Below are 20077 nucleotides of genomic sequence, written 5' to 3' on the forward strand. Positions count from 1 at the left end.
GATTTTTTCAGGATCGGCGTTCCTCGATCCAACTCTGCACCCGCCGCACCTCTTCAAACAGCTCGTTTCTGTCAAATTCCGTATACTTGCCGTCCCGGTACACCACCTTGCCCGCAACCATGGTCATGCACACCTCATGGCCCGAGGTTGCATACACCAGCTGGGACACGGGATTGAAAAGCGGCTGCAGGTTGGGGGCATCCAGATCCAGGGCAATAATGTCCGCGGGGCATCCCGCCTCGATCCTTCCCAGTTCCGGCCAGTGCAGGCACTGGGCCGAATTCCTGGTGGCCATGTCCAGCACGGACGAGGCGCTCACCGCCGAAGCGTCGTCGGCGCGCACCTTGCCCATAAGTGCGGCCAGACCCATGTCGCGGAACATGTTCAACTGGTTGTTGCTGGCGGCCCCGTCCGTCCCCAGGCCGACCACCACGCCCGCATCCAGCATTTTCTGAACCGGGCACATGCCGGAATTGAGCTTGAAGTTGGAAGCGGGGTTATGCACGACTCTGGCCTGTTTCTCGGCCAGAAGGGCAATTTCGCCGTCGTTCACGTCCACGCAGTGATGCAGGGTGACGCGGGAGGAAAGCAGCCCCAAGGAATCGAGCAATTCAACCGGACGCTTGCCATACTTCTCCATGCAGACCGCCGTTTCCACGGGAGACTCCGCCAGATGGACCTGCCAGGGCATGCCCAATTCTTCGGCCAGCTCATAGCTTGCGGTGAGATGCTCCGGCGGAACCGTGAACACGGCATGCGGCGTCACGGCCGAACGGACACGCGGCTCTCCGGCGAACTGGCCGTCTATGTCCCGGATGGAATCCCAGCAATGCTGCGGGGTCGGGAACATGGGGGAGGGGAAACCGAAAAAGCCTTCGCCCAGCACCGCACGCATACCGGACTGCTGCACGGCCCGCCCCACAACTTCCTCATGGATGTATCCGTCCAGAAAGGCGGTGGTGCCGGTTGCCAGCATTTCTGCGCAGGCCAGCCGCGCCCCGAGCTCGATAATCTCCTCGGTGAGCTGGTGCTCTATGGGCCAGATATTGTCCTCCAGCCATTCCATCAGCGGCAGATCGTCGGCAATGCCGCGCAGCAGCACCATGGGGGCATGGCAATGCCCATTGACCAGGCCGGGCATGAGCAGCTTACCGGGCAGGTCCATTTTGTCCCGGGCCTCCCAGGCCTGGCGTAGTTCGGAAGAAGCACCGACCGCAACCACGACACCGTCCGCCACGGCAACGGAACCATGGCGCAAGACCCGGCGTTTCCCGTCCTGGGTGACGACCACATCCGCATGGAGCAGCAGGTCGCACTTGTTTTTCATGGGTTTGGACATCTATTTCATGCTCTTGATGGTTTGGATAAGTACCGAAGTCACCTTTTCCACGTTGCTCTTGAAGACTTTAAGGATTTCTTCCCAGGTGACCGGGGCCTCATCGGTCTTCCAGCAGTCATAATCCGTGGACATGGCCACCGCGGCATAGGGAATGCCCGCCTCGTTGGCCAGAATGCACTCGGGCGCAATGCTCATGTTGATGACATCGGCCCCCCACATGCGGAACATATTGGATTCGGCGCGGGTGGAAAAACGCGGGCCTTCGATGGTGACCACGGTTCCCTTTTCATGGTGCGTCACGCTTGCCTCGCGACAGGCGGCAATGAACAGGCCCCGAAGCTCCTCGTCAAAGGGGTCGGCCATGCCCGTATGCACTGCGGCATGCGGCTCGAACCGGTCATGAAAGGTAATATGGCGGTGGCGGGTGAAATCGATGAACTGATCCAGCACCACCAGGTGGCCCCGGTCGATTTCCTCGCGCAGGGAGCCGCAGGCGGTGGTGGCCAGAATGCAGTCGCACCCGGCGTCCTTGAGCGCCCAGATGTTGGCGCGGAAATTCACATGGGTCGGAGTCTCGGTGTGCTCCCGCCCATGCCGGGCCAGAAGCACCACGTCCTTTCCGGCAATCTTGCCCACCTTCAACGGGGAAGTGGGAGAGCCGAAGGGCGTGTCGACGACGATGTCCCGGGCCTCCTCGAGAATATCCGGATTATCCAGACCGCTGCCGCCAATGATGCCTATCATGGTCATGGGACCACCTCCTACAATTCGACCAGGAAGCAGTGGTCATGCCCCTTGCTTTTGATCTTGTCGGGGCCATCCAGGAAGCCGAGCTGGACCACGAATCCGATACCCACGATATCGCCGCCCGCTCCCTTGACCAGCTTGAGCATGCCCTCGGCCGTGCCGCCGGTTGCCAGCAGGTCATCGATGACCAGCACCTTTTCGCCTTCCGCAATGGCGTCCTCGTGCATGCAGAGGGTGTCGGTGCCGTATTCCAGATCGTAGGTGACGCAGGTGGTCTTGTAGGGCAGCTTTCCGGGCTTGCGGACCGGCACGAAACCGATACCCAGCTTGTAGGCCAGGGGCGCGCCGAAAATGAAGCCGCGGGCTTCCGCAGCCACAACTTTCGTGGCACCGCTGTTCTTGAATTTTTCGGCCAGGCAGTCAATGGTGTGCCGAAAGGCGTCGGGGTCGGACAACATGGGCGTGATGTCGAAAAAAACGATTCCTTCCTTGGGGTAGTCGGGAATATCCCGGATATGCTCTCTCAAATCCATAGCAGAACTCCTCGTTGAAATTGAAGATATGTAGTAATGCCCCCGGAGGATCGGTGTCAATGTTGTTGATTCCCGCAAGCGCGTTAGATACAAGGCCAGCAAGCACTCAGACAGAACAGAGGATTTCATGAACGAAAACAGATTGCCCAGGGCGAAAAAAAGCCTCGGCCAGAATTTTCTAGTGGACAAGAATATCTGCGCCAAGATCGTGGCCCAGCTCCAGATCAATCCGGACGACCACGTGCTGGAAATCGGGCCGGGCAGGGGAGCCCTGACCGAATTCCTGGTCAGCGCCGCTCCCGCCAGCCTCACCGTGCTGGAAAAGGACAACGAACTGGCCGAACGCCTGGAAGGGCTGTACCCGGAAATCGGGATTCTTCAGATGGACGCCCTGGCCTTTGACTGGCAAAGCCTGGATCCGGGAACGAAGATCATCGGGAACCTTCCCTACAACATCGCCTCCAAGCTCATCTGGGACATCGTCAGCAAGGCGGTCAACATGACCAAGGCGACGTTCATGGTACAGCACGAGGTGGCGCTTCGCCTGACGGCGCAGCCATCAAATAAGGAATATGGCGGACTGACCGTTTGGGTCAAAAATCACACCGAGACCGAGTACCGGTTCAAGGTTCCCCCCCATGTTTTCAGGCCCCAACCTAAAATTGACTCGGCAATCGTGGATTTTTTTCCGTTACCCCTCGATCAGCGCCCGGAAAACCCCGAACAATTGTCGACCTTTATCAAAACCTGCTTCCAGAAGCGCCGGAAGCAGCTGGCTAACATATTGAAAAAACAATGGAATGAACAAATAGAAGCGTGGTTTTCAGAGCAGGGACTATCCCCTCAAACACGTCCGGAAAACCTTTCGCCGGGACAATTCAAATCGCTCTCAGCGCTTGTCTGATGCGGTTTTTACTCAAAAATGCTGGCTTCCCCTATTGACTTGTTCCCCAAAATTCTGTTTTACATCTTGAAGACACGAGAGGGGATTCCCCTTCGGGTCCAAGCTTCCCGGTCCGAATATGTGACGCTCAATCGTTATACCTTTTGGACATAGTGTAGAAGTGAGTTGATTTGGCAAAGTATGCTGCAATGCAGACATGCCTCCGCACCGTTTACATTGCAGATTCTTTCATAGTGAAAGTGCAAACCATCTATGAGGAGGAAGGACTGATGACTAAGGCTGATCTCGTTGTTAAAATCGCAGAAAAGGCCAACCTGACCAAAGCCAACGCTGAGCGCGCTCTGAACGCATTCCTGGAAACCGTTGAAGGTACCCTGGTAAGCGAAGGCAAGCTCACTCTGACCGGCTTCGGCACCTTTGCCGTTGAAGAACGCAAAGCACGCGTTGGCCGCAACCCCCGCACCGGCTCCGAACTGAAGATTCCTGCCACCAAGGTTGTTAAATTCCGTCCTGGCAAGATCCTCAAAGAAGCCGTCAAGTAAGTAACTCCGGGAGTATCGCTATGCTTCACGGAGAAACTGTACACAGCCCGCTTCCCCAGGATCTTCCCTGGTGGATGCCCGACCACTTCGTCTTCTTTGGCGTACTGTATGCCGTTCTCGGTATCATCGGTATCGGCCTTGCGTACACCGTGATCAAATCCTGGTGTGACACCAAGTGCCAACACTAGGATAATAGGCTTTATCGGTCTATGCGATAAAAGGCTTGCCGCTTGCGGCAAGCCTTTCTTTTTCTCCCCAGCTGGGAAATTCCGGACTTTATGCGCCTTTCCCCATATTCATGCTTGCATTTCTCCAGAAGTCAGTATAATTAACCAAATTCGACTTTAGCCCGCCATTAGATGCGGGTCACGGAGGAGGTGATTCTCAATGCCCGGTGTATACCTTGACGATAACGACAATTTCGACATTTCCCTGCGTCGCTTCAAGAAGCAGGTTGAAAAGGCCGGAATTCTGTCCGAGCTGAAAAAACGTCAGCACTATGAAAAGCCCAGCGTGCAGCGCAAGAAAAAGAAGGCTGCCGCCAAGAAAAGGCTTGCCAAAAAAGTTCGCAAAATGAACATGCGTTAAGAAGATGAGTCTCCTATCCAAAATAGAAAAAGACTACATCGAGGCTTATAAGGCCAAGAACACGGTAAAAGTGGCCGTCTTGAGGCATCTCAAGACGGCCATCAAAAACCGTATGGTGGAAGTCGGCAGGGAACTTGCCGATGAAGACGTGCTTGACCTTGTCTCCAAACAGGTCAAGCAACGCAAGGATTCCATGGACCAGTACGAAAAGGCGGGCCGACAAGACCTTGCCGACGTCGAAAAGGCGGAACTGGTCGCGCTGGATGACTACATGCCCAAGCAGATGTCGGAAGACGAACTCGCGGCCGCAGTGGAACAGGCCGTTGCCGACACCGGCGCCTCCTCCATGAAGGACATGGGCACGGTCATGAAAGCCCTGACGCAGGCCCACAAAGGGCAATTTGATGGCGGCAAGGCCAGCGCATTGGTCAAGGCGCGTCTTTCCTCGTAAACCACCACATCGCTTCCAGCGGGTCCTTCATGGAATCCAAAGCATTCCAATTACTGGAATTTCATAAGGTATTGGAAATCCTTTCAGGCTATACAACGTCTGAACCGGGTGCCCATGCCTGCCGTTCCATTTCCGTCTGCGACGACATCGAGCGCATCCAACACGCCAACCTGCTCTACAACCAGGCGGTTGTCTGGGTGGCTGAAAGCGATTTCAAGCTCGGCTCCTTCATCAGCCTGGACGGCCTGTTCAACTATCTGGCTTCCGAAAAGGCCGTTCTGGACCAGGACGCGCTCTTCGCCCTCAAGACCATTCTCGAAAAAACCGCGACCCTCCGCAATTCCCTGGACAAATACGAGGAACGCGGCTGGAACGTGCTGGGTGAAACGGTTTTCCGCTTCGACTGGCCGCAGAAATCCGCTTCCGGCATCAACCGCTGCCTGGATCAGGAAGGGCGACTCAAGGACGACAGCTCTCCCGATCTCTACGCAGTCCGGGAGGAAATTCGCGGCATCCACCAGCGCTGCACCAAACGGGTCAAGGATTACGTCCTCAAGGAAGGCATAGCGAACTACCTTCAGGAAGATTTCATGACCATTTCATCGGACAGGTACGTCCTGCCCCTGAAGGTCAACTTCAAGAACCGGCTCAACGGAATTATACACGACTATTCACAGACCGGTGAAACCTGCTACTTCGAACCCATGTTCCTGGTGGAGACCAACAACAGGCTCCAGGAACTCAAAAAGGAAGAGCGGGAAGAAGAGTATAAAGTTCTCGTATATTTAACCGATCTGATTCGTCAGGAACTCGGAGCGGTGGAGGCCTGTTACAACTGCCTTGTGGAAATGGACGTGCTCCTGGCCAAGATCAGGCTCGCGGGGGAATATGACGGCCGGGCCGTTGATGTCATCGAAGGCGTCAATCCGCTTTTGAGGGGAGCCCGTCATCCGCTCCTGGCGCTCCAGGAGGAGAAGGTCCAATCCATCGATGTGGAACTGCTCCCCGAGCACCACGCGCTCATTGTCAGCGGCGGCAACGCTGGCGGGAAAACCGTCTGCCTTAAGACCCTCGGGCTCACGGCGATCATGGTTTATGCGGGCCTTCCCGTGCCCGTGGAACCCGGCTGCAGGTTGCCGCTCTGGAAGAATATTTTCGTCATCATGGGCGACGAGCAGAGCCTGGAAGAAAACGTCAGTACTTTTACGGCCCAGATTCATTATCTGAAAAACACCTGGAACGAAGTGAACGCCAACACCCTGTACATTCTCGACGAATTCGGCGCCGGCACCGACCCCACCCAGGGGGCGGCACTGGCCCAGGGTGTCATTGACGAACTCATGGCCAAAAAGGCCACGGTGATCGCGGCCACGCACTTCCCGGCGCTCAAGGCCTATGCGGTAGGCACCAAGGGCGTCCGCGCAGCAAGCGTCCTGTTCGAGCCTTCCACCAAAAAACCGCTCTACAAACTCGCCTACGACCAGGTGGGGGCGTCCATCGCCCTGGATGTCGCCCGCGACAACGGGCTGCCCGAGGCCATTCTGCAACGTGCGGAAAAATACCTGCTTCTGGACGGTTCCGACACCAGCGCCACCCTCGACCGCCTCAATGCCTTGGCCGTGGAGCGGGAAAAGGAAGTGCGGCTGGCCAAGAAAGAGCGCGATGCCCTGCAAAAAAAGCAGGATGGGCTGGAAGCCAAATTTCAAAAGGAACGCCAAAAGCTGCTGGACGATATTCAGGCCAAGGCGCAAGGTATCGTCAAACAGTGGAAAGCTGACAAAATCAGCCGCAAGCAGGCCCAGAAGGAAATGGCCGGCCTGCGAGAAAAACTGGCGGACAAGGGCGTCAAGAAGCCCGCAAGTGTCGCCAAGGCCTTTGGCTGGGACGACATCCAGCCCGGCATGCAGGTGCGCTACGAGGCCTGGGACAAGGTCGGCATCGTGCTGGAATGCAACGACCGGAAAGAGCAGGCCAAGGTCGACATCAACGGCGTGGCCATGTGGGTCAAGGCGGAACACCTGGGACCGGCGCAGGGCAATCCGGCCACGGTAAAACCCGGCAAGGCGATCTACAACGATCCCGCCGAACACACCGGCCTGACCCTGAACACGGACCTTCGCGGCTACCGCGCCGACGAGGCCCTTTCCCAACTGGAACGGTTCCTGGACGACGCCCTCATGCGCGGGGCCAGTACCCTGGAAATCGTCCACGGACGGGGCACCGGAGCGCTGCGCAGGGAGATACACGATTTTCTGAAGACCTATCCGGCTGTCAAGACGTTCGCCCTCGCCAATGAAGAGCGAGGCGGCGACGGCATGACCGAAGTGACCTTGAAATAGCCCGGAGAGCTCATGGACAGAAATGGTGTCGAGGCCGTCAAGGCCCGCATCAATATAGCGGACGTCATCCGCAGATACGTCGACCTGAAGCCCGTTTCAGGCCGGTGGATGGGTGCGTGCCCGTTCCACCAGGAGACCAAGCCGTCCATGAGCGTCAACGAGGAAGAGGGCTTTTTCTATTGCTTCGGGTGCCAGGCCTCCGGAGACGTCATTGATTTCTATCAGCGCATCAACGGGCTTGAATTCCGCGAGGCCCTGGAAGCGCTGGCCGCCGAGGCGGGAATCGACCTGCAGTACAGTGCGCCCGACCCGCAGGCCAAGGCGCAACAGCAGAAGAAAAAGCTCTTTCTGGACATGCACGACGAGGCGCAGGAATTCTTCCGCAACTGCCTGGGACACGCCGTGGGCGAGGTGGCGCGGAACTACCTGAACCGCCGGGGGCTGGCCCCGGAGATCGTGCAGGCCTTTGGCCTGGGCTGCAGCCCGGACGATTGGCACGGCCTGGACAACTACCTGCGTGGCCGGGGACGGGACCCCGAGGCGGGAGTGGAGTCCGGACTTTTATCAAAGAACCAAAAAGGTAATATTTACGATAGGTTCAGAGGCAGACTCATCTTCCCGATCAAAAATTTATCGGGCAGGGTTATTGCCTTTGGCGGCAGAATAATTACAGAGGGTGAACCCAAGTACCTCAACAGCAGTGATTCGCCGATCTACAAGAAGGGGGACCACTTGTACGGGCTTGATGTGGCCCGTCAGTCCATGACCCGCACGAGAAGGGCGCTTCTCACCGAAGGATACATGGATGTGCTTTCCCTGCACCAGTTCGGGTACACGGATTCGTGCGGGGTGCTGGGGACGGCCCTGACCAAGGATCAGGTAAAGCGCCTGGCCGGATTCTGCTCCCGGGTGGACCTGGTTTTCGACGGCGACAATGCGGGACGCAAGGCAGCCCTGAAGAGCAGCAGAATGATACTGCTCCAGGGAGTGGCTTGCCGCGTGGTGCTTCTGCCGGACGGCGAAGACGTGGACAGCGTGCTGCAGCAGCACGGCCGCGATGGTTTCAAGCAGTGCCTGGAAAAGGCCCAGGACGGTTTGACCTTCTGCTTCGACTATCTCGGCCGCGAGTTCGCGCCCAGGGAAATCATGGACTGGGCGAAAAATTTCCTGTCCGACTTGTCGGACCCGTCCCTGCGCGCCTACTATCTTCCGAGGGTCGCACAGGGGCTTGGCCTTGCCGAGGCCGAACTGAGGCTGACCGCCAATGCCTCCATGCAGCGGAATGCGCCGCCGCAGGCATCGAGCGTTAGCCCGGCGGCCGTTCAGGCTCCGGCCACGGGAAAGGAAGACAAGGACGACAGATATTTCATGAAATTCCCCATCCAGTATCCGGAATACATCCCGGCGCTGGAGCAGAGGGGATTTGAAAACGTTCTGAGCTCGCAGTGGGCTCCCGTATTCTGGAAAAAACTGGTTGCAATGCAGCCCAGGGCAGATCTGACCCGGCTGAACCAATACGAGAAACGGTTTTATATCCAGTGCCGGGAACAACTGCGGGAAAACTCTCTGGAAGGCAAGGAATTGCTGGACGAGTGGGAACATATTTGTAATAAAATCGCGGCTGGACAGCAGAAAATGACCGTCGAGCAGCTCAAGCGATCCCTGAAAGAAGCACAGCAGACCGGGGATATGCACAAGGTCAAGGAATGTCTGCAAGCTCTCAATGACTGCCTAGGGAGGGAGAATGAGCAACATTAAGGATATCCAGCAAATCAAGACCCTTATTGCTCAAGGGAAGAAAAAGGGATTCCTCACGTTCGAGGAACTGAACAAGGCGCTGCCTTCCGATTTCAACACCCCGGAGCAGATCGAAGAAGTTATCAGCATCTTCGATCAGATGGATATCGCCATCGTGGATGATTCCGAAGATGGTCAGCAAAAGGTTTCCGAAGATACCGACGATAGCGAAAGCAACGAACTGGAACTCACGGAAGACAGTGAGGACGCCGCCGATTTTTCCTCCCGAAGCACCGACCCCGTCCGCATGTATCTGCGGGAAATGGGCGCTGTGGCGCTTCTGGACAGGGAAGGGGAAGTCGTCATCGCCAAGAAGATCGAAAACGGCGAGATGGATGTCCTGTATTCCCTGGTCGAGGTTCCGGTAGCCGTCGAAGAGCTGATCCAGATCGGAGAATCCCTGGACGACGGCCGGGTCAAGCTCAAGGACGTGGTCAAGACCATCGAGGAGGACGATCCCTCCGAAGACGAGATGAACCAGCGCCAGCGGGTCATCTTCCTGCTGGGCGAGATCAAGAAGATCTACAACAAGAAGAAGAATCTCTACGACAAGATCGACGAGTGCGCCCAGACCGACAAGCGCGTCGCCAGCTTGCAGCAGAAGATTCTGGACTACAAGGAAGAGATCGTTTCCAGGCTCAAGGACATCAAGCTTGAGAAAACCCTCATCGACCGCATCATCGAAACGGTCAACGACTATGTGCGCCAAATGCACAACTGTCAGCGTGACCTTTCCGCCTACGTACTTTCCGTGGGCAAGACCCGTGATGAAATCCAGGAACTCTTCCAGCAGATCGACGCGCGGGACATCAACCCGGTGGTGGCAGCGGACAGCCTGGGCATGACCGTGGAGGAATTCTTCTCCTTCAAGGAAATGCTGGCCGGGAAATTCGAAATCCTGATCCGCCTCCAGGACAAGTGCAAACACAACGTGGGCGACCTGGAAGAAGTGCTCTGGCGCATCAAGCACGGCAACGTGACCGCCGCCCGCGCCAAGCAGGAGCTCATCCGCGCCAACCTGCGCCTGGTGGTCTCCATCGCCAAAAAATACACCAACCGCGGCCTGCAGTTCCTGGACCTGATCCAGGAAGGCAACATCGGCCTCATGAAGGCCGTGGACAAGTTCGAATATCAGCGTGGCTACAAGTTCTCGACCTACGCGACCTGGTGGATCCGGCAGGCCATCACCCGCGCCATTGCCGATCAGGCCCGAACCATCCGTATCCCGGTGCACATGATCGAGACCATCAACAAGCTGATCCGCACCTCCCGATACCTGGTTCAGGAGCTGGGACGCGACCCGTCCCCGGAAGAAATCGCGGAACGCATGGACTACCCGCTGGAAAAGGTCAAGAAGGTGCTCAAGATCGCCAAGGAACCCATTTCCCTCGAGACCCCCATCGGCGACGAGGAAGATTCCAGCCTCGGCGATTTCATCGAGGACAAGAAGGCGACCGCCCCGGCGGAAGAGGTGGTCTCCACCAAGCTGGGCGAACAGATCGCGTCCGTGCTTTCCGACCTGACCCCCAGGGAGGAACAGGTGCTGCGCAAACGTTTCGGCATCGGCGAAAAGTCCGACCACACCCTTGAGGAAGTGGGCAAGCTCTTCAACGTCACCCGCGAGCGTATCCGCCAAATCGAAGCCAAGGCCCTGCGCAAACTGCGGCATCCGGTCCGCAGCGCACTGCTCAGGTCATACTTCGAAAACTAGACCGAAACACAGCGGGAGGGGCCACGGCTTCTCCCGCTTTTTTTGCCCATGAACGACCTGATCATCTTCTTCATCCCACTCTTCGCCTTCCTGCTGGACCAGCTTCTGGCCGACCCCCGCTGCCTGCCGCACCCCGTGGTCCTGGTCGGCAAATGCATCAGCATGCTCGAGAGCCTTGCACGCCGGCATGAAAAACGGTGCAGTCTCCGCACTGCGGGCATCATGGCGCCCATCCTGCTCTGCGTTGCCGTGGGCGGCATTGTCTGGCCGCTGGCCTCTATCCCCGTCTTCGGCGTCATCATTGCCATCTACTTGGCCTTTGCCGGACTGGCCCTGAAGGGACTCGTGCAGGAGGCGGGCAAGGTGGAGGCGCTCCTTGCCGAAGGAGACATCGAAGAAGCCCGCAAGGCACTGGCCATGCTCGTCAGCCGGGAGACAGGGACCATGGGGGAACGGGAGATCAGACGTTCCCTGGCCGAGACGGTCAGCGAAAACTACAGTGACGGCTTTTTCGCTCCCTTTTTCTATCTCGTGCTGGGCGGGCCGACAGGGCTGTGGATATACAAGACCATCAACACCTTCGACTCCATGTGGGGCTACAGGAACAGCACATATGAACGGCTTGGCTGGTTTTCGGCAAAAACGGACGACCTTGCCAACTGGATACCGGCCCGTCTTTCCACGCTCAGCCTGATCTTCGCCGGCAAGGGGCTCGGCCTGGCCACGGAAAACGTCATGGACAACACCATACGCCAAGCCCCGAGTATGGAAAGCCCCAACGCGGGCTGGCCCATGGCGGCCTGCGCCTGGCTGGTGGGCGGAACCATGGGAGGTCCCACAATCTATTTCGGAAAGACCAAGGACAAACCGATCCTCGGCCCCGAGGGACAGGAATGGACAGCGGAAAGGATCGAAACGCTGTTCCGGCTTGTGGACAGGGCTGGGTGGCTGACCATGCTCCTTTCGCTCTGCGTCCTGTTTCCGCTTTCAATGATCTAAAAAAAGGGAGAGCCCGAAGGCTCTCCCTTTGCGTTTCATTCTTCGGCAGCCGAACGGCTACTTCTGACCGAGTTCAATATTCCTTTCATAGGCCTCGACAATCGCGTCGAGAATGTTGCCCCGCGTGGCCGTGCGGTCCATGTGCGCCAGGGCGCGAATGGTGCTTCCGGCAGGGGAGCTGACCATCTCGCGAAGCACGCTGATGTGCTCGTCGGATTCCGCAGCCATGCTCACGGAGCCGTCGAACAGCGCCAGGACCATGTCGGTGGCCTGCGGCCTGGGGATGCCCAGATACACGGCGGATTCCACCAGGGCCTCCATGAAGTACATCACGTAGGCCGGGCCGGATCCCACCACGGCGGTAAAGGCGTCAAACAGCTTCTCGGACAGGATATGCACCTGGCCGATGGACTTGAACGCCTCGGGCACAAAGGATTTCTGCTCGCTGGAGAGCTTTTCGTCCTCCAGGCAGATGGCATAGACGCCCTTGCCCACCAGGGCCGGGGTGTTGGGCATGATGCGGACCACCGGGCACTTGCCCCCGATGTACTCGCGCAGTGTTTCCGAAGTGAGCCCGGCAGCAATGGAAAGCAGGCATTTGCCGCCATCCAGGACACCGGACAGGCTGTCCAGCACGGGCCTGGCATGCTGCGGCTTGACCGCAAGCACCACATAGTCGCAGGCGGCGGCCAGGGCTTCCGCCCCGGGCTGGGCCACCATGCCGCAGTCCTTGCTCAGCATTTCCAGCCGCGCCTTGTCAAGATCGGTGCCATGCACTTCCACGCCATCAAGGGCGGAAAGCCCCTTTATGATGGCTCCGCCCATGTTGCCTACGCCGATGAACCCGATTTTCTTTGTCATTATCCCACCATTTCAAGGTTGCTGAAGAAGTAGGCCACTTCCACCGCAGCGGTTTCAGGGGCGTCAGAGCCATGAACCGCGTTGTTCTGGATGTTGGCGGCAAACTTCTTGCGAATGGTTCCTTCCGCGGCCTCTGCGGGATTGGTGGCCCCCATGAGTTCGCGATACCGCTTGATGGCGTTTTCGCCTTCCAGCACGGAAACGACCGCCGGGCCGGAAATCATGAAATCCACCAATTCTCCGAAAAAGGGCCTTTCCCTGTGGACCGCATAAAAGCCTTCGGCCTGTGCCCTCGTCATGTGAATCATCTTGGTGGCCTTGATCTTCAGGCCCCCGTCGGTGATCATTTGCAGAATGGCGCCGATGTTGCCCGCTGCAACGGCGTCGGGTTTGATGATGGAAAAAGTGAGTTCAGTACTCATACCTAAATTGCCTCCCTTGGTGTTTTATATCCAACGGCACGTTATTGCCAGTTGAATTCCTCCTCAGCACAGGAGCATGCGGTCCGAAAGGCCGTCCTCACCCCTGAGTTCCGTAAAGCGCTGCAACAGCTCCTCAACCGTGAGCGCCTTCTTCTCCTCACCCCGGATATCCATGACCACCTTGCCCCGGTGGAACATGAGCAGCCGGTTGCCCATGGAAATTGCCTGCTGCATGTTGTGGGTGACCATAAGCGTGGTCAGCCGCTGGCCTGCAACAAGCTGTTCGGTCAGGCCCAGGATCATCTGGGCGGTCTTGGGGTCCAGGGCCGCAGTATGCTCGTCCAGAAGCAGCAGGCGTGGCCGGACCATGGTGGCCATGAGCATGGTCAGGGCCTGTCGTTGTCCCCCCGACAGAAGCCCCGTGGCGGTTTTCAGGCGTCCTTCCAGGCCCAGCCCCAGAAGCGCCAGCTTTTCCGCAAAAAATTCCCTGTGGCTGCGTTTCACGCCCAATCCCAGGCCGCGCCGTTTGCCGCGCTTCATGGCCAGGGCGAGATTCTGCTCAATGGTGGCTCCGGCGCAGGTGCCGAGCAGGGGATCCTGGAACACCCGCCCGATCTTGGCGGCGCGGCGGTACTCGGGCCAGGAGGTCACGTCCTCGCCGTCCAGGGATATCGTGCCCGCATCGAGCGGGAAGCACCCGGCCAGGGCGTTGAGAAACGTGGATTTCCCGGCCCCGTTGGAGCCGATGATGGTGATGAAGTCGCCCTCGGAAATGTCGACATGAATGCCGTCCAGGGCCTGGACCTCGTTCACGCCGCCCCTGTTGAAGGCCTTGGCTATGCCCTTGATGGAAATCTGCTCGCTCATGCCTTGGCACCCCGGGAAAGAAATTTCTTTTTCATGGTCGGCGCGGTCAGGGCAATGACCACCAGCGCGGCCGTAATCAGGTTCAGGTCGCTGGGCGTGACCGAAAAGGCCCCGAGCTTGAGCCCGAGCGCCAGGGCGATGGCCACGCGGTAAAGCACCGAGCCCAGCAGGGCCGCTATGATGGCCCGCAGAATGGTGCGGTCGCCGAACACGGTCTCGCCGATGATGACCGAAGCCAGCCCGGCAATAATGGTTCCCACACCCATGTTCACGTCGGCAGCCCCCTGGTTCTGGGCCACCAGGGCCCCGGAACAGGCCACCAGGGCATTGGAAAGTCCCACGCCGAAGATGATGACCGTATGGGTGTTCACCCCCTGGCTGGTGATCATCTGGGGGTTGTCGCCCGTTGCCAGCACGGTCATGCCTATCTCGGTATGCAGGAACCAGACGAGCAGGAGGGCGAAGGCCACGCAAATGATGCCGAACAGGATGGGGGTGGACAGATACTGCGGCAGGCCGGTGAAATACGTGAAATGGTCCACCACGGTATCCTTGCCCAGCAGGGTGAGGTTGGGCCTGCCCATGATGCGCAGGTTCACGGAATAAAGGGCGATCATGGTCAGTATGGATGCCAGAAGATGCAGTATCTTGAGCTTGGTGTTCAGAATGCCGGTGACCATGCCGGCAATGAACCCGGCGCAGGTAGCCATAAGAATGGCGAGCAGCGGATGGTAGCCGTTGGTGATGGCCACGGCCGAGACCGCTGCGCCGAGCGGCAGGCTGCCGTCAACGGTGAGGTCGGGAAAGTCGAGGATGCGGAACGTCAGGTAGACGCCCAGGACCATAAGGCCGAAAGCGAATCCCTGTTCCAGGGCACCGTAAAAGGCATAGAGCGACATTATGTGATTTCCCCCTCGGGATCTGAATGAAAAAGGCGCGTTGACTTGCAACGCGCCTTGTATACCGAATGGCCTTGAATGGCAAATCCGGGAGCTTACCGGATGACCTTGTCGGCGCGGGAAACCACTGCTTCCGGAATCGTGACGCCCATGGACTCCGCAGCCTTGAGGTTCACGTGCAGGCGCAGGCGCTTGATGGATTCCACGGGCATGGTGGCGGTGTCCGCTCCCTGCAGCACGCGTGCGGCCATATCCGCCGTCTGCACGCCCATGTCGCGGTAGTCCACGGCCAGGGCCGCAATGGTGCCGCGGGCAACGGAATCGGTATCACCGGAAATGAGCGGCAGATGGTTCTGGCGGCAGACCTTGATGGCCGATTCCAGTGCGGAGACAACGGTGTTGTCCAGCGGAATGTAGACGGCTTCGCAGCGGCCCACCAGACTCTTGGCGGCCTGGTATACGCCGGAGGAGTTGGCGATGGTGGCTTCCTCCACGTTTACGCCCTCGGCGTTGGCAAACTTCTTGAGCAGGTCGATGAGCACCACGGAGTTGGGCTCGCCCGCGTTGTAGATGACGCCGATGGACTTGATGCCCGGTACGATCTCGCGGATGAGTTCGAAATGCTTGTCCATGGGGCTCATGTCGGTCATGCCCGTGACATTACCGCCCGGAGCTTCCAGGCTTTTCACGATGCCTGCTGAAACCGGATCGGTGACCCCGGTGAAAACAATGGGCCGATCCTTGATCTTCTGGACCACGGACTGGGCGGACGGGGTGGTGATGGCCAAGACAAGGTCGGGCTTTTCACCGACGATCTGCGAGGCGATCTGGGTGTTGGTGGCCATGTTGCCCTGTGCGATGTGCACGTTGTACTCGGCCTGGAGGCCCAGTTCCTTCAGGCGATCCATGAAACCGAAACGCATGGCGTCCAGGGACGGATGCTCGACGATCTGGTTGACGGAAATGGTGTAGGTCTTATCCGCGGCCATGGCGGTGGCGGCAAACAGGCAGAGCGCCAGTACGGCAACAGCAAACAGTTTTTTCATCTCTTTCCTCCGGGGGATATAGTGGAGTGCACAGTCTGGTGGATAGAGGGAAGTTTCGTCAAGAGCAGACAGACGAAAGACATAAAAAAAGGCCGCTTGAAGCGGCCTCGTTCATAATCGGGCAAATGAGATCAGAACCGGATTTCCTGTTCCTTGACCACGCGGAAGGACTTGTTTCCCTTGACCCGGCCGGGCAGGCCGTAGAATTTCTTGATCCCCTCGATCTCGGCCTCGAGCAATTCGTCCTCGTCCGTATCCAGCAGCAGGATATCGCCTTTTTTCAAGCTCAAAAGCTGACGCCCGGAAATCTTGGACTCGCCGAGGCGAACCACCATTTCCACGGGAGTCTCCATGAGCCGTTCCTTGAACCGGTTGATCCAGGCATGGTCCACTTCCAGGCGTTCGGACTGGAACGAGGCGTGCAGCTTTGAACGGATAGGCTCCATGGTGGCGTAAGGCAGGCAGATGATGAGCGAACCGATGGCGTTTTCCAGTTCCACCTCGAAGGTGACCACGATGACCACGTCCGAAGGCGGCACGATGGCCGCGAACTGGGGGTTGACCTCGGTGCGGACCATTTCGATGTGCACCTCGTGGACGGGCTGCCAGGATTCTTCCATATTGCTCAGGGCGATCTTGACCACCCGCTCCACAATGGCCTGCTCGATGGGCGTGAAATCGCGCCCCTCGACCTTGGGCTGGGACCCCGCGCCGCCAAAGAAATTTTCCACCAGGGCAAAGACAAGCCGGGAGTCCACCACGAGCAGGGCGTTGCCGCGCAGGGGGTCCATCTTGAAGATGGAAATGGATGTGGGGACGGGCAGCGAACGCATGAAATCCCCGAACTTGGACATGTCGATGGAAATGGGGTTGATGTCCACGCGCTTGCGCATGGTATTGGCCAACGCGTTGGTGGCCAGGCGTGCGAAACGGTCGTTGACTATTTCGAGAACGGGCATGCGGCCGCGGATGATCCTGTCCTGGTTGGCCAGGTCAAACGCGACCACGCCGGAGTCGTCTTCGGGCAACTCCGCTTCGGTCTCGACGTCCCCACCGGAAAGCCCCCTCAACAGGGCATCGACTTCATCTTGTTCGAGGATCTTGCTCATCTATGACCTCAAAAGTCCTTTGCGTCAGTTTTTTCTCAGGCTGTCAGAACCAAAAGCAAAAAACGGACCGAACTCCTTTATTCCTATCGGCAAATACAATGGTTTCTTAAGTTTTTCCTAACACCCGACAAGCCGGATAGGCAATAAAAACAAATGTGAATCGGGATATCGTACAAGATAAAATCTAGAAAAAATCTAGATGATATTCATCACCCACAAGCACGAAACCATTTAAATCAATTATTCATGCATATTGCGAATGTACTAGCTTGTCCGATTCGCAGCAAATGCTAACAGCGGTTGTCAGTCTCTACGGTCTCCAGGTGACAAACAGCCTCCCGGCGAACACCCGGTGCGATTTTATTCCGGCCGGAGGCTGGAAATGGGAATAACCTGAACGGATTTGTCCCGTTGGTCGGCCCATTGACGCAGCGCGGACAGAGTGGTCGCGTAATTATGGCCTATGGCTATGGCCTTGCCGCGACGCTTGGCAATTCGTTCCGCCTTGCGCAGCTGCAGGATAATGGAGGGAACTACCTTGATGTTGTCCAGGAAAACATCCCGTTCGTAATAGGCAATCCCGACCTTGTCCGCAATCTTCCGGCCCGCGCTTTTCGGAGTGGTCATGCTGTCCAGGAAGAACAAGCCCTTGTCCTTGAGGGCCGAAAGAGCGGTCTTCATGCCCGTTCTGCTTTCGGTAAAACGGGACCCCATGTGATTGTTGGCGCCAATGGCGCCCGGCACCATGGGAACATTCGCGTCCACGGTCTTTCGGATATCGCCTGCGGACATGGAGGTGAAAAGTGCGCCCGGCCCCGGGTCCACCTTAGGGTAGCCCTTGGGCTCCATGGGAAAATGAAGGATGAGATCGCTGCCGGATTCACGAATAAGGCGTGCGGATTCGTCAGTATGGCTGCTCACGGGCCAAACGGCATAAACCAGGGGGATATCAAGCTTGAGCAGCCCCTTGAGCACCCGGAGGTTTTCGCCCACGTCGTCGATGACGATAACCAGCTTCGGCCCGGGGGTGCTGGGATACACCGGCGCAGGGGCGGTTATGTCCAGGACGATGCGGTGGGTCTGGACATTGTCGATGTCGACGCCGACCACCTCCGTGCCGTCGCCCACAAGAAAGGCGCCGGGCGCGCGTTGCGCAAGTCCTTCCTGCAACGCCAGCAGAAATTTGCTTCTGTCCTTGATGCCGGGAATGCGCAATTCCTGGAAATGGTAGATCTGACCGTTGTGCTGTCGGACCTGGACATCCGTCAGTTCCAGCCGCTGCATGTCCACGCCGGTCTTGCGCAGGGTCTCCAGCAGGGCCAAATCGACCTGCTTGACCTGCTCCTCGAGCATGGTGGCCAGGATCTCCTCATAGGCTCTGGTGGAATTGCCGTCGTCGGGCACGGAGGCCCTGAGGATGATGGGGGATTCCACCACGGCCGGGGAAGACGCGGGCCTGGAGTGGACGAGATACATGATGAACCCCGCCAGCAACAGCAGCACCGCGCCGAAAATGGCAACAAGAGGACCGGGCCGGTACAGGCGTTGTTTCAGCCTGTCCAGCCCGGTCACGGGAGTACTCTTTTGATCAACCGCGTTTTCTTCACGCGGTTCAAGGTCTTGATTCATTTACTTTATCTTATTCAGCCTGGGCAGGTTTCTGACAAGTTCCAGGGCTATACGGAGCTGGTTGTCCCGCGCAAGCATGTCCTTGACATCCTGGTCCTTGCGCTTGGACTTGACCTTGTCTCCATTGACGTTTTCCAGGTGACCGCCAAGATCCTTTTCGCGGACGGTGAAACGGCGACGCATCTCGTCCACTTCCGTATCCTTGGCGGGCTGTACAAAGGGAATTTCCAGGTCGGGCTGGATGCCGGTGGCCTGGATGGAACGGCCGTTGGGGGTGTAGTAGAGCGCCGTGGTCAGCTTGATCCCGGCACCGTCGGACAGGGGGATGACGGTCTGCACCGAGCCCTTGCCAAAGGAACGCTCGCCCACGAGCAGGGCGCGGTTGTGGTCCTGCAGAGCTCCGGCAACGATTTCGGATGCGGAAGCGGAGCCGGAGTTGATGAGCACCACCATGGGCGCGGTGACTTCATCCTTGTTCTTGCCGGCAAGGAAATCCTTGCGCTTGGCTTCATCCTTGCCCTGAATGTAGACGATGAGACCTTCCTCGATAAAGGTATCGGTCACGGACACGGCCTGTCCAAGCAGACCACCAGGGTTGTTCCGGAGGTCCAGGACAACGCCCTTGATCTTGCCGTGCTTCTTGAAATCGCGAATGGCCGTGCGAAGCTCGTCCGTGGTGTTCTCCTTGAATCCTGTGAGGCGAACATACATAAAGCCATCTTCCAGTACACGGGACTTCACCGTCAGAACAGGAACCGTTCCGCGCACGATGGCTATTTCCATGGGAACCTGCGACCCTTCGTGGAGAACCGTCAGCACGACGGTGGACCCCTTGGGGCCGCGGATTTTTTTCACGGCGTCCATGAGGGAGAGGTCCTGGGTGGACTCACCGTCGATCTCCAGGATGATGTCGCCGGCCTGCATGCCCGCCTTGTAGGCCGGAGTATCCTCAATGGGAGAGACACAGATCAGCCGTCCGTTTTCCATGCTGATCTCAATGCCGATGCCGTCAAATTTGCCGCTGGTGCTTTCCTGGACGTCCTTGAAATCGTCGGGGCTCAGGTAGGCGGAATGGGGATCGAGCTGCTCCAGCATGCCCTTGATGGAATCCTCAATCAGCTCCTGCTTGGTGATCGGTTTGACATAATAACCTTCGACCATATCCAGAACCTGGCTGAAGCGCTTCAGTGCGTCGAAGTGCGCCCCGTCCTTGCCTGCGGCGCTGGGGCCGGGAGCAATGGTCAGCGTGAAAAGCAGAAGAAAGGTGATCAACCACGTGGAAATTCTCATTACA

19 protein-coding genes are annotated in these 20077 nt (G+C 58.0%); 8 read left to right on the top strand and 11 right to left on the bottom strand.

Annotation, left to right across the window (positions count from 1 at the left end; all coding sequences use genetic code 11):
* Positions 1-7: 7 nt before the first annotated feature.
* Genes FGL65_RS11825 through FGL65_RS11835 form a run of 3 tightly spaced genes read right to left on the bottom strand, consistent with a single transcriptional unit; the run spans position 8 to position 2619 of the window.
* Positions 8-1339: an amidohydrolase gene (locus FGL65_RS11825; protein WP_431830888.1), complete on the bottom strand. Its 1332-nt coding sequence runs from the start codon at positions 1337-1339 to the stop codon at positions 8-10.
* On the bottom strand, positions 1340-2089 hold the full coding sequence (gene mtnP / locus FGL65_RS11830; protein WP_147821394.1) for an S-methyl-5'-thioadenosine phosphorylase: 750 nt from the start codon (positions 2087-2089) through the stop codon (positions 1340-1342). It abuts the gene before it with no gap.
* 11 nt (positions 2090-2100) lie between these two features.
* Positions 2101-2619: an adenine phosphoribosyltransferase gene (locus FGL65_RS11835; protein WP_147821395.1), complete on the bottom strand. Its 519-nt coding sequence runs from the start codon at positions 2617-2619 to the stop codon at positions 2101-2103.
* A gap of 127 nt (positions 2620-2746) precedes the next feature.
* Between FGL65_RS11835 and rsmA the strand changes: the two genes are divergently transcribed.
* From rsmA to cbiB, 8 genes are all read left to right on the top strand, one after another.
* Positions 2747-3523, top strand: a complete 777-nt coding sequence (rsmA, locus tag FGL65_RS11840) for a 16S rRNA (adenine(1518)-N(6)/adenine(1519)-N(6))-dimethyltransferase RsmA (RefSeq protein ID WP_147821396.1) — start codon at positions 2747-2749, stop codon at positions 3521-3523.
* Between the two features lie 269 nt (positions 3524-3792).
* A complete protein-coding gene (locus FGL65_RS11845; protein ID WP_147821397.1) occupies positions 3793-4065 on the top strand; it encodes an HU family DNA-binding protein in 273 nt (90 codons plus the stop codon).
* Positions 4066-4452: 387 nt separating this feature from the next.
* Positions 4453-4653 (top strand): 30S ribosomal protein S21, encoded by a 201-nt coding sequence (rpsU, locus tag FGL65_RS11850; protein WP_147821398.1) that lies wholly within the window; start codon positions 4453-4455, stop codon positions 4651-4653.
* A 4-nt stretch (positions 4654-4657) separates the two neighbouring features.
* Entirely contained in the window at positions 4658-5104 is a 447-nt protein-coding gene (locus FGL65_RS11855) for a GatB/YqeY domain-containing protein (protein WP_147821399.1), read from the top strand.
* Positions 5105-5133: 29 nt separating this feature from the next.
* Positions 5134-7443: an endonuclease MutS2 gene (locus FGL65_RS11860; RefSeq protein ID WP_147821400.1), complete on the top strand. Its 2310-nt coding sequence runs from the start codon at positions 5134-5136 to the stop codon at positions 7441-7443.
* Positions 7444-7455: 12 nt separating this feature from the next.
* Complete coding sequence (gene dnaG / locus FGL65_RS11865; protein ID WP_147821401.1) at positions 7456-9201, top strand: DNA primase; 1746 nt, start codon at positions 7456-7458, stop codon at positions 9199-9201.
* Complete coding sequence (gene rpoD / locus FGL65_RS11870) at positions 9188-10951, top strand: RNA polymerase sigma factor RpoD (protein WP_147821402.1); 1764 nt, start codon at positions 9188-9190, stop codon at positions 10949-10951. The genes dnaG and rpoD overlap by 14 nt, the downstream gene beginning before the upstream one ends.
* Positions 10952-10999: 48 nt before the next feature.
* Positions 11000-11950, top strand: coding sequence for an adenosylcobinamide-phosphate synthase CbiB (gene cbiB / locus FGL65_RS11875; RefSeq protein ID WP_147821403.1), 951 nt, complete (start codon positions 11000-11002; stop codon positions 11948-11950).
* A 57-nt stretch (positions 11951-12007) separates the two neighbouring features.
* Here cbiB and proC read toward each other — a convergent pair whose 3' ends face one another.
* The 8 genes from proC to FGL65_RS11915 all read right to left on the bottom strand — a co-directional run bounded on the left by proC (position 12008) and on the right by FGL65_RS11915 (position 20073).
* Complete coding sequence (gene proC, locus FGL65_RS11880; RefSeq protein ID WP_147821404.1) at positions 12008-12811, bottom strand: pyrroline-5-carboxylate reductase; 804 nt, start codon at positions 12809-12811, stop codon at positions 12008-12010.
* Complete coding sequence (gene ndk, locus FGL65_RS11885) at positions 12811-13233, bottom strand: nucleoside-diphosphate kinase (RefSeq protein WP_147821405.1); 423 nt, start codon at positions 13231-13233, stop codon at positions 12811-12813. The genes proC and ndk overlap by 1 nt, the downstream gene beginning before the upstream one ends.
* Before the next feature lie 63 nt (positions 13234-13296).
* Complete coding sequence (locus FGL65_RS11890) at positions 13297-14100, bottom strand: ABC transporter ATP-binding protein (RefSeq protein ID WP_147821406.1); 804 nt, start codon at positions 14098-14100, stop codon at positions 13297-13299.
* The gene (locus FGL65_RS11895) at positions 14097-14999 is read right to left on the bottom strand and encodes an ABC transporter permease (protein WP_147821407.1); all 903 of its coding nucleotides are present in this window, start codon (positions 14997-14999) and stop codon (positions 14097-14099) included. Before FGL65_RS11895 ends, FGL65_RS11890 begins: the two co-directional genes overlap by 4 nt.
* Before the next feature lie 95 nt (positions 15000-15094).
* Positions 15095-16045 carry an ABC transporter substrate-binding protein gene (locus FGL65_RS11900; RefSeq protein ID WP_147821408.1) on the bottom strand — a complete coding sequence of 317 codons (951 nt, stop codon included), beginning with the start codon at positions 16043-16045 and terminating at the stop codon, positions 15095-15097.
* Between the two features lie 131 nt (positions 16046-16176).
* Positions 16177-17154, bottom strand: a complete 978-nt coding sequence (gene fliM / locus FGL65_RS11905) for a flagellar motor switch protein FliM (protein WP_147821409.1) — start codon at positions 17152-17154, stop codon at positions 16177-16179.
* Positions 17155-17514: 360 nt separating this feature from the next.
* Positions 17515-18783 (bottom strand): divergent polysaccharide deacetylase family protein, encoded by a 1269-nt coding sequence (locus FGL65_RS11910; RefSeq protein ID WP_147821410.1) that lies wholly within the window; start codon positions 18781-18783, stop codon positions 17515-17517.
* Positions 18784-20073, bottom strand: a complete 1290-nt coding sequence (locus FGL65_RS11915; RefSeq protein ID WP_147821411.1) for a S41 family peptidase — start codon at positions 20071-20073, stop codon at positions 18784-18786. It lies immediately after the preceding gene.
* Positions 20074-20077: the final 4 nt, after the last annotated feature.

It is taken from the genome of Salidesulfovibrio onnuriiensis (assembly GCF_008001235.1).
In the GTDB taxonomy this organism is placed as follows: Bacteria; Desulfobacterota; Desulfovibrionia; order Desulfovibrionales; family Desulfovibrionaceae; genus Pseudodesulfovibrio; species Pseudodesulfovibrio onnuriiensis.

What these genes read in the sequence shown, in the direction of transcription:
- FGL65_RS11825 (WP_431830888.1), bottom strand. Translation starts at nt 1,339, where the DNA reads ATGTCCAAACCCATGAAAAACAAGTGCGACCTGCTGCTCCATGCGGAT.
- mtnP (WP_147821394.1), bottom strand. Translation starts at nt 2,089, where the DNA reads ATGACCATGATAGGCATCATTGGCGGCAGCGGTCTGGATAATCCGGAT.
- FGL65_RS11835 (WP_147821395.1), bottom strand. Translation starts at nt 2,619, where the DNA reads ATGGATTTGAGAGAGCATATCCGGGATATTCCCGACTACCCCAAGGAA.
- rsmA (WP_147821396.1), top strand. Translation starts at nt 2,747, where the DNA reads ATGAACGAAAACAGATTGCCCAGGGCGAAAAAAAGCCTCGGCCAGAAT.
- FGL65_RS11845 (WP_147821397.1), top strand. Translation starts at nt 3,793, where the DNA reads ATGACTAAGGCTGATCTCGTTGTTAAAATCGCAGAAAAGGCCAACCTG.
- rpsU (WP_147821398.1), top strand. Translation starts at nt 4,453, where the DNA reads ATGCCCGGTGTATACCTTGACGATAACGACAATTTCGACATTTCCCTG.
- FGL65_RS11855 (WP_147821399.1), top strand. Translation starts at nt 4,658, where the DNA reads ATGAGTCTCCTATCCAAAATAGAAAAAGACTACATCGAGGCTTATAAG.
- FGL65_RS11860 (WP_147821400.1), top strand. Translation starts at nt 5,134, where the DNA reads ATGGAATCCAAAGCATTCCAATTACTGGAATTTCATAAGGTATTGGAA.
- dnaG (WP_147821401.1), top strand. Translation starts at nt 7,456, where the DNA reads ATGGACAGAAATGGTGTCGAGGCCGTCAAGGCCCGCATCAATATAGCG.
- rpoD (WP_147821402.1), top strand. Translation starts at nt 9,188, where the DNA reads ATGAGCAACATTAAGGATATCCAGCAAATCAAGACCCTTATTGCTCAA.
- cbiB (WP_147821403.1), top strand. Translation starts at nt 11,000, where the DNA reads ATGAACGACCTGATCATCTTCTTCATCCCACTCTTCGCCTTCCTGCTG.
- proC (WP_147821404.1), bottom strand. Translation starts at nt 12,811, where the DNA reads ATGACAAAGAAAATCGGGTTCATCGGCGTAGGCAACATGGGCGGAGCC.
- ndk (WP_147821405.1), bottom strand. Translation starts at nt 13,233, where the DNA reads ATGAGTACTGAACTCACTTTTTCCATCATCAAACCCGACGCCGTTGCA.
- FGL65_RS11890 (WP_147821406.1), bottom strand. Translation starts at nt 14,100, where the DNA reads ATGAGCGAGCAGATTTCCATCAAGGGCATAGCCAAGGCCTTCAACAGG.
- FGL65_RS11895 (WP_147821407.1), bottom strand. Translation starts at nt 14,999, where the DNA reads ATGTCGCTCTATGCCTTTTACGGTGCCCTGGAACAGGGATTCGCTTTC.
- FGL65_RS11900 (WP_147821408.1), bottom strand. Translation starts at nt 16,045, where the DNA reads ATGAAAAAACTGTTTGCTGTTGCCGTACTGGCGCTCTGCCTGTTTGCC.
- fliM (WP_147821409.1), bottom strand. Translation starts at nt 17,154, where the DNA reads ATGAGCAAGATCCTCGAACAAGATGAAGTCGATGCCCTGTTGAGGGGG.
- FGL65_RS11910 (WP_147821410.1), bottom strand. Translation starts at nt 18,783, where the DNA reads ATGAATCAAGACCTTGAACCGCGTGAAGAAAACGCGGTTGATCAAAAG.
- FGL65_RS11915 (WP_147821411.1), bottom strand. Translation starts at nt 20,073, where the DNA reads ATGAGAATTTCCACGTGGTTGATCACCTTTCTTCTGCTTTTCACGCTG.